The sequence below is a fragment of the Bacillus haynesii genome, from assembly GCF_001969855.1.
Classification (GTDB): domain Bacteria; phylum Bacillota; class Bacilli; order Bacillales; family Bacillaceae; genus Bacillus; species Bacillus haynesii.
This window is the reverse complement of sequence record NZ_MRBL01000022.1, coordinates 21,925-30,882: the sequence shown is the minus strand read 5'-3', so window position 1 is coordinate 30,882 and position 8,958 is coordinate 21,925. Positions and strand designations below refer to the sequence as shown.

Genomic DNA, 8,958 nt, shown 5'->3' with positions numbered 1-8,958 from the left:
TGTATCAAGCTGTTCGTTCGCAACGACGTAGCCGCACAGCGCTTTGTTGCCGTAGGCATCTTCGATGTCGGTGACGACGGCTTCCTGCACTTCAGAGAGCCGCGCGAGCTGGACTTCGATTTCAGAAAGCTCGATCCGGAAGCCGCGGATTTTCACCTGCTGGTCGATCCGGCCGATGTACTCAAGCCGCCCGTCTTCCAGCCATTTGACCGCGTCCCCCGTCCGGTACATGCGCTCGCCCGGCACAAACGGGTCTTCCGTAAAACGCTTCGCCGTTTCCTCCGGCTTGTTCAAATAGCCGCGCGCAAGCCCGCGGCCGGCGATGCACAGCTCGCCCGCGACGCCGACAGGCTGGACTTCGTTGTTTTGCCCAAGCACATACGCCCGGGTATTGGCGATCGGCTTTCCGATCGAAAGCATCCCTTCATCAGGATCGATCGCCGTGCTCGTCGCAACGACCGTGTTTTCCGTCGGCCCGTAGTTGTTGACGAGTGTGTAATTCCGTTTTTCGATCCGTTTCAGCTTGTCTCCGCCCGTAAGCAGCACGCGCAGCGACTGGTTGTCCAGCTCCATGAACTGTTCGCACAGCTGTGTCGGCAGGAACGTGATCGTAATCCCGTTTTCTTCGAAATATTCGTTCAAGCGCTTAATGTCCATTCGGATCGATTCAGCGATGATGTGAAGCTCCGCCCCGACGATCCAGTACGGGAACATTTCCCAGACGGAAGCATCAAAGCCAAAGCCGGCATATTTCGCGCTTTTGTCCTGTTCGGTGACCACGAATGCATTGTTATGCCAATGGCACAAGTTCACGAGCGACTGATGTTCGACCATGACGCCTTTCGGCTGGCCTGTCGTGCCCGATGTGTAGATCAAGTATGCCAGGTTGTTTGGCTGTGTATCTGCCTGCGGGTTCACTTCATCATCATTTGTGATTTCTTCGCTCAGTATCGAATCGAGAAGAAGCGTTTCACCGCTGAATTCTTCAGGTACGGCTATGTTTGTTTGCGTCAAAAGCAACTCTGCACCGCTGTCTTTCAGCACGTATCCGATTCGCTCGGCCGGATAGCCGGGATCGATCGGTACATAGGCCGCTCCCGCTTTCAAAATCGCGAGCACGCCGGCCGTCATTTCAAGCGAAGGCTTGACCATGATCCCGATCCGCTGTTCAGGACGGACCCCTTTTTCGATCAGCAGGCGGGCCAGACGGTTCGCCCGCGCGTTCAGCTCTTTGTACGTCCACTTCACGCCGTTGTAAACCGCTGCCCCACGTTCAGGCGTGCGAAGGGCTTGCGCTTCGAACAGTTCATGGACTGTTTTGTCCTGCGGCACAGCCAACTTCGTCTCATTCCACTTTTGGACGATCCGCCGTTTTTCCGCTTCATTCAGAAGCGAAAGCTCTGACAGGCGGGCATCCGCGTTTTCAGCAACCGCTTCGAGCAGGTTGACCCAGTACCTGCTCCAGCGTTCGATCGATTCGCGCTTAAAGAGAGCTGTATTGTATTCCATTTCAAAAACGAGAAGTCCGTCTTCTTCCGCCGCTGTCAGCGTCAGATCAAACTTCGCGGTCTGATGAGCAAAATCATACGGCTTAAGTGTGACCCCATCCATTGATAAGTCTTTCAAATCGGCATTTTGCATTGAAAAGACGGCATCAAATAACGGATTTCGGCTCATATCGCGCTGGATGTTCAGCTTTTCGATGAGTTCTTCAAACGGGTAATCTTGATGCTCAAATGCGCCGAGCGTCGTTTCTTTCACTTCCTCAAGGAATGCAGAAAACGGTTTGTCTCCTTCAGGACGCGTTCTTATCGCAAGCGTATTGACAAACATGCCGATGATACGGCTCAAATCAGCATGCGGCCGCCCGGCAGCCGGAGAGCCGACAATGACCTCGCTCTGTCCGCTCAGTTTGGATAAAAACGCGCTGTATGAGGCAGCGAGCACCATATATAAAGTGCTTTCCGTTTCCTTCGCCAGTCTTCTCAGCTGCTGGACAAGCTCCGGTTTCAGCGCAAAGCTGAGACGGCTTCCTTCAAACGTTTGAACAGAAGGACGCGGATGGTCTGTCGGGAGCGTCAAAACAGGCAGTTCGCCGTCCAGCTCCTTGAGCCAGTATTCCTCCTGCATTTTGTGCCGTTCTGTCAGCAGATGCTGCTGCCATACAGAAAAGTCTTTATACTGAATCCTCAGCGGTTCAAGCGCCTCTCCCGCATAAAGCCTTGTCATCTCATCGATCAGCACACTGACGGAAGCACCGTCTGAAATGATATGATGCATATCGACAAGCAAAAGATGTTCTTCTTCCGTGACACGTATGATGCTCATTCTAAATAACGGGGCCTTTGTTAAATCAAACGGCCTGATGAACTCTTTTATCAGCTTTTCCGCTTCTTGTTCATCTGCATCGATGACATCAATGGTCAATTCCGCAGCTTCCCAAATCCGCTGAACAGGTTCGCCGTCCCTGATTTCAAACGTCGTGCGGAATGCTTCATGGCGCTTGATCAGCATTTGCGCAGCAGACTCGAGGCGCTTCAGGTCAAGCTTTCCTTCAAGCTGGAGAACGGCCGGCATGTTATAGCTTTTCTCAGCGCCTTCGATCTGCTGAAGGACGTACAGCCGTTTTTGCGCCGACGATACGGGGTACGTTTCCTGGTCCGGCGCCGCTTCAATATAAACGGCTGATTTTTTCTCAGCTTTTGCCGCCGCCTGTGCCAGGCTTTCGATTGTCGGCGCCTGGAACAAATCTTTCAGCTGCAGGTCAACATTCATCTCTTGCTGGATGCGGGCGATGAGCGTCATGCCGATTAAAGAGTGTCCGCCACGTTCAAAGAAATTGTCATGCACACCGATTTTCGGTACATTGAGCACTTCCTGCCAAAGATCGGCAAGCTGTGCTTCTGTGCGGCTCCTTGGCGCCGTATATTCCTTTTGCACGGCCTGCGCGACATCCGGTTCAGGCAGCGCCCTTCTGTCAACCTTTCCATTGCCTGTGAGCGGAAGCTCCTGCAGCTGCATAAACACGGACGGGATCATGTAGCCTGGCAGACCTTCTGCCGCATGTCGGCGAAGCTCTTCACTTGAAAGCTCCTGATCGGCTGTAAAGTATGCACTGATCATTTGATCTCCCGCCCCGCTGTCAACAGCAAGAACAGCGGCTTCCTGAACCATGTCATGCGTGAGGAGATGGTGCTCGATTTCGCCCAGCTCGATTCTCTGTCCTCTAATTTTGACCTGATGATCAATCCGGCCGATAAATTCGAGGCATCCGTCGGCAAGCCATCTCGCCATATCACCCGTCCGGTAAATCTTCTCGCCGGTCTTGAACGGATGCGCTGTAAACTTTTCAGCCGTCAGTTCCGGGCGGTTAAAATAGCCGCGGACAAGGCCGTCTCCGCTGACGCATAATTCTCCTGCAACCCCTGCCGGCTGTACATTGCCGAATGAATCAAGAATCAGAACCTCCGTATTGCTGACAGGCTTTCCGATCGGAATAGCCTGAGCATCGTCCGGCACTTCGTTAACTGGATGATAGGTTGTAAAGACCGTACTCTCAGAAGGGCCGTACATATGAAGCAGCCGCCCTTTGCCAACTGTCTTCAAGGCTTTTCTGACATGATCGACAGATGCACGTTCGCCGCCGAACAGAACCCTGCGGAGTCCTTTCAAACTGTCCGGCCGCATGTCTGTCAGCAGATTGAACAATGCGGTCGTGATCATTAAGACGGTAACCTTTTCTTTTTCGAGTACATGTGCGAGCCGGCTCATATCAAGAATCGTGTCTTTTGGAGCGATCACCAGCTTGGCGCCGTTCAGCAATGAACCGAACACATCAAACATAAAGGCGTCAAACACATAATTTGAAATGGAAAGAACGATATCGGATTCCATCACTTCCAAGTAATTTGCGTTTTTTACCGTACGCAAAATATTCCGGTGAGAGACCATATTGCCCTTCGGCGTCCCTGTCGTTCCAGATGTGTATGTTAGATTTGCCATTGCTTCCGGAGAAATCGGAAGGCACAGATCAGATGTATCTCCAATATAAAGATGTTCATCCTCCAGAAATAGGATCTCGCCGCCAAATTCAGCCGCCGCAGCGAGCGGCTTCATCGTCTTTTGCGTTAAAAGAACCGCCGCTCCGCTGTCCTTGAAGAAATGTTGCACACGTTTTTCCGGATGATCGGGATCGATCGGCACATAAGCCCCGCCGGCTTTCAGCACAGCGAGAATGCCAATGACCATTTCAGCCGACCTGGCGGTAAGAATGGCTGCCGTCGTACCGCCCTGCACACCTCTTTCGCTGAGGCGCCTTGCCAATTGGTTCGCTTTCCGATTGAGCTCATCATATGACCATACTTTGTCTTCAAATTGCAGGGCGGGATAACCGCCTCTTTCTGCCGCCTGTTCCTCGAATAGCTGAACGATCGTTTTCTCCCGCGGATAATCGCTTGTCGCGGGGTTGAACGCGACGAGTTGACGATTCGTTTCCTCTTCTGTCAAAAGGCTGTACTCGCCGATCCTGCGCAGCGGATCAGCCGTCATGTCCTCCAGAAGGTTCAAGTATGCTTTCAGCATCCTTTCAGCCGTATCTTTTTTAAACAGCTTCGTACTGTAATCCAAATCGAGGATCAATTCTCCCTGCTCTTCTTTTGCCTGCAGCGTCAGGTCGAATTTTGCAATGTTGAAGTTCGTTTTATAAATCGAGAGGTGCAAATCGCCGAGCAGCGGAATGTCTTCCCATGCATTTTGCAAAATAAACATCGTGTCAAAGACGGGATGACGGCTTAAATCGCGCGATGCACCAAACTTTTCCGCAAGCCGCTCAAACGGATAATCCTGATGCTCAAAAGCATCGATTACCGTTTTCTTCACATCATGGAGGAAGTCTGCGAACGTACTGCCCGGGTCTACTTTTGATCGGATCGCCAGCGTATTGACAAACATGCCGATGATTCCTTCAAGATCGGAATGTCTGCGGCCGGCCGCCGGCGTCCCGACGATCACATCTTCCTGCCCGGAGTATTTTGCAAGAAGCATGTTGTACGCAGACAGCATGACCATGTACAATGTTGCGCCGTTTTGCTCTGCCAGCACGGCTAATTTTTCTTTCACGTCTTTTGGCAGGACTGCGGATACCCTGTCTCCTTCAAAGCTTTGAACAGGTGGCCTCGGCTCATCCGTCATCAGCTGCAGTACGGGAAGCTCGCCGGCAAACACGTTTTGCCAATAGGCCTCTTCTTTTTGAAAGCCTTTTTGTGCCTGCGTCCTTTGCCAGAAGGCATAATCTTTGTAATGCAAGCGCGGCTCCGGCAGTTCCTCCCCTTTATACAGTGCGGCCAGTTCATTCAATATGATCGAAATCGACACGCCGTCAGACACGAGATGATGCATATCGAACAACAGCAGATGTCTGCCGTCAGCAAGACGGACGAGGCCTGCTCTCATCAGCGGAGCTTTGGCAAGATCAAAGCGGCGGACAAAAGATTTCGCCATTTGTTCGACCGGCTTGTCCTCTGCCTCGACTTTCTCAATCCTAAACTGAACCGTTTGATGAATGATCTGCCTCGGCTCGCCATTGACAACTGTAAACGAAGTGCGCAGCGCCTCATGCCTATCAATCAGTTTTTGAAAAGCAGCTTCAAGACGCTGAAGATCAAGGGTGCCCTCAAGCATCGCCGCGGCCGGCATATTGTAGCCGACTCCGGCACCCTCCAGCTGGCTGACGATATAGATTCGCTGCTGCGCCAAAGAGAGAGGATAATCGTCACTTTCCGGCGCAGGTTCAATAACCGTGAATCCGTCTTTCTCCGCTTCAGAAACAAAGTCGCTCAGCGCCGCTACTGTCGGCTTTTCAAATAGGATCTGCAACGGAACCTCGACTCCGAAAGCTTTATGAATTTTTGCCAGCATGGTCATCGCTTTGAGAGAATGGCCGCCCAGGTCAAAAAATTGGTCGTAGATTCCGACTTGTTCAGCTCCGAGCACTTCCTGCCATATACCTACCATTTTTTCTTCATATTCATTTCTCGGCGCCGCATACTCTGCAGTCCCGCTGACAGAGACTTCATGGCGAAGCAGTGCTTTCCGGTCGACTTTGCCGCTTGCTGTCAGCGGTATTTCATCAAGCTCGACAAAGCAGGAAGGGATCATATAGTCGGGTAGATGCTTGGATAAGTGCTCCCTCAGCACCTGAAGGTGAATCTTTTCGCCTTGTTTCGCCACGACATAAGCGCAAACCTCAAGGCTGCCGCCGGTTTCATGCCGCGTGAGGACAACTGCTTTTCCGACAGCAGGAGCTCCTTGCAGCACCGACTCTATCTCGCCAAGCTCGATCCGGTAGCCGCGGATTTTCACTTGATCGTCTTTTCGGCCGATAAAATCAACCGTACCGTCAGGAAGCCAACGTGCAGCATCCCCTGTTCGATACATGAGACCTCCGGGGACAAACGGGTCTTCCAAGAACTTGTCTGCGGTCATGTCAGGCAAGTTCAAATAGCCTCGGCCGACTCCGTCTCCTGCAATATACAATTCCCCTTCTACACCATCAGGAAGGAGTGCACCGTTTTCATCCAAAATATAAAAACGGTTGTTTCCTATCGGCCTGCCGATCGGTACATAGGCGGTATCGTATTGAAGATCTGTGCGGTTTGTCATCGTAAAAGAAGAGGCATCCACACAAGTTTCCGTCGGTCCGTAAACATTCGTAACAGCAGGCACGGATTCAGCTGTTTCTGCAAATAACTGAAGCAGCCTTTCCGTCGCAACCCTTGATAAAGCCTCTCCTCCAACAAGCATATGCCTCAGTTTGACGCCTGAAAGATCATCAGCGGCAGACAAAAGCTGCAAATGAGCCGGCGTACAGTCTGTCACATCAATTTGATGCCGGCGGTAATAAGCCGATAAAGCGCGTCCGTCGGAAACCGTCTTTTTCGGTACGATGTACAACGTTTGGCCGAGCAATAGAGACGTAAAAATCTGCTGAACGGAAGCATCAAAATGAAACGGTGCCAGAAGTGCCAGTTTCAAATCATCCTGATCGTATGTACCAATATCCTGCTGTAGCCCTCTTACAAGGTGGTGAACCTGCCTGTGCTCAATCATGACGCCTTTTGGACGGCCCGTTGTTCCGGAAGTATAAATGATATATGCAAGGTGCCCGGCGCCTGCCGCTGAAGACGGATTGCCGTTTTCCCGCGATTCAAAAAGCGCTTCGCTGAACCGCACCGTTTCGGCCGTTTCAAAAGTCAGCCCGCTGTCTGTGATAACCGCTTTCGCCTTTGAATCCTCCAGCATAAAACGGATTCTTTCTTCCGGAAATCCGGGATCGATCGGTACATAAGCTCCGCCGGCTTTCAAAACGCCCAGCATCGCCGTGAGGACCCGCTCTGACCGCTCCATCACTATCGCAGCCGGAGCGTCAGGCCCGATGCCTCTTCTCCGAAGCGCACTTGCCAAGCGATTCGATTGTTCATTCAGCTCGCGGTACGAAAGTTTTTGTCCTTCATATACAACCGCTGTTTTTTCGGGATGATCGGCTGCTTTTTGTTCAAATAAACCGTGCAGGGTCATGTTCCTGTCATATGCAATGGTTTGGCTTGATGCACGCTTCAAGAGCCGCTCTTTTTCAAAAGCGGGAACAATCTCCAGTTCAGCGATTGTTTTTTGCGGAGACAGCAGGGCATCTTCAAGCAGCGTCATCAGCCGTTCATATAAAACGGCCATTTCTTCGCAGGTAAAAAGCTCTTCCCTGTAATCAAAATCAATCGCAAGCGTCCCGGTGTCCCATCTCTCTTTCACGTGAATGGAAATATCGTTTACTTCACTGCCGCTGAAAATCGGATCAGTAAGAAATGACACCGTTTCTTTTTGCTGCCATTGCATAACCTGATATTCCAGTGAGACGGCGAACAATTTACTGACATGCGGCTGTCTTTCCCGCAAATCATTAATCAGCAGATTGTACGGATACTTTTGATGCCGAATGATTTTCAGCTGGTCTTTCATTCTTTCCTGCACAAATGCACTAAAGTCTTGGTGTACATCAATGGAGGCTTTCATCGGAATCGTCGACACGAACATCCCAAGCATCTGTTTTTCTTTTGCATTTGTCCGGTTACCCATAAATGTTCCGATAACGACGTCTTTTTGTCCGGTTACCCGGTGCATATAAATGTGCAGAATGGATAGGAACAGGGAGAGAACACTTATGTTGTGTTCATTACAATACGTTTGAATTTTTTTATACAGGGCAGGGGAAATCTCTTTTGAAAAGCGAGCTGCATCCAATTGGATCTGATACGTATCGCTCGCTTTTAACGATACAGGCTCCGGAATCACTTCATATTGTGTGTTCCAATATGCTTTATCCTTCTGGAACCGCTTCGAATTTTCATACTCCAATTCACTCTGAATATGCTCCGTAAATGATGACTGTATAGGTTCGAGGTCGGTTTCCCCTTTGGCAAGCTTCAAATAAATGTCTGTAATCCGGTTGCCCAGGATCGTCATGGAAATACCGTCGGAAATGATATGATGAACTTTTGCAAAAAACCAGCTTTCTTCTTCACTGATGCGAACGACGGCAAATTTAAAAAGCGAATTTTCATACAAAGGCAGGGGCCGGCGCGCCTCAGCTTGTCCCCATTTAAGAACGCCGTCTGCTCCTTCGCTTTCTGAAGCGTCAAAATATTCAATCTGAAAAGGTTCGTCTTCCGCTATATACTGCTTCGGCTCATTCCCTCCATCAAACATCAGCCTGAATCGCATGGTTTCATTCGTACGAACAAACTGGCGAATCGCTTCAGTCAATAACCCGGAATCGATTCCGGATGCAGATTTTAATTTTCCAAAGCCGCTCAAATTTGAAACACTTGTGCCGGGATAGAACTTTTCCGTGTACCAAATTCGCCTTTGAGCATGTGTCAGCGGGTAAAATGTGTTTCCCATTCTTTA

At 50.6% G+C, this 8,958-nt stretch carries 1 protein-coding gene; it reads right to left on the bottom strand.

The window, feature by feature from the left end; all coding sequences use genetic code 11:
* Positions 1-8,952 (bottom strand): lichenysin non-ribosomal peptide synthetase LicA (gene licA / locus BTA31_RS18220; protein WP_076793434.1); only part of this gene is annotated, 8,952 nt, incomplete at its 3' end.
* Positions 8,953-8,958: the final 6 nt, after the last annotated feature.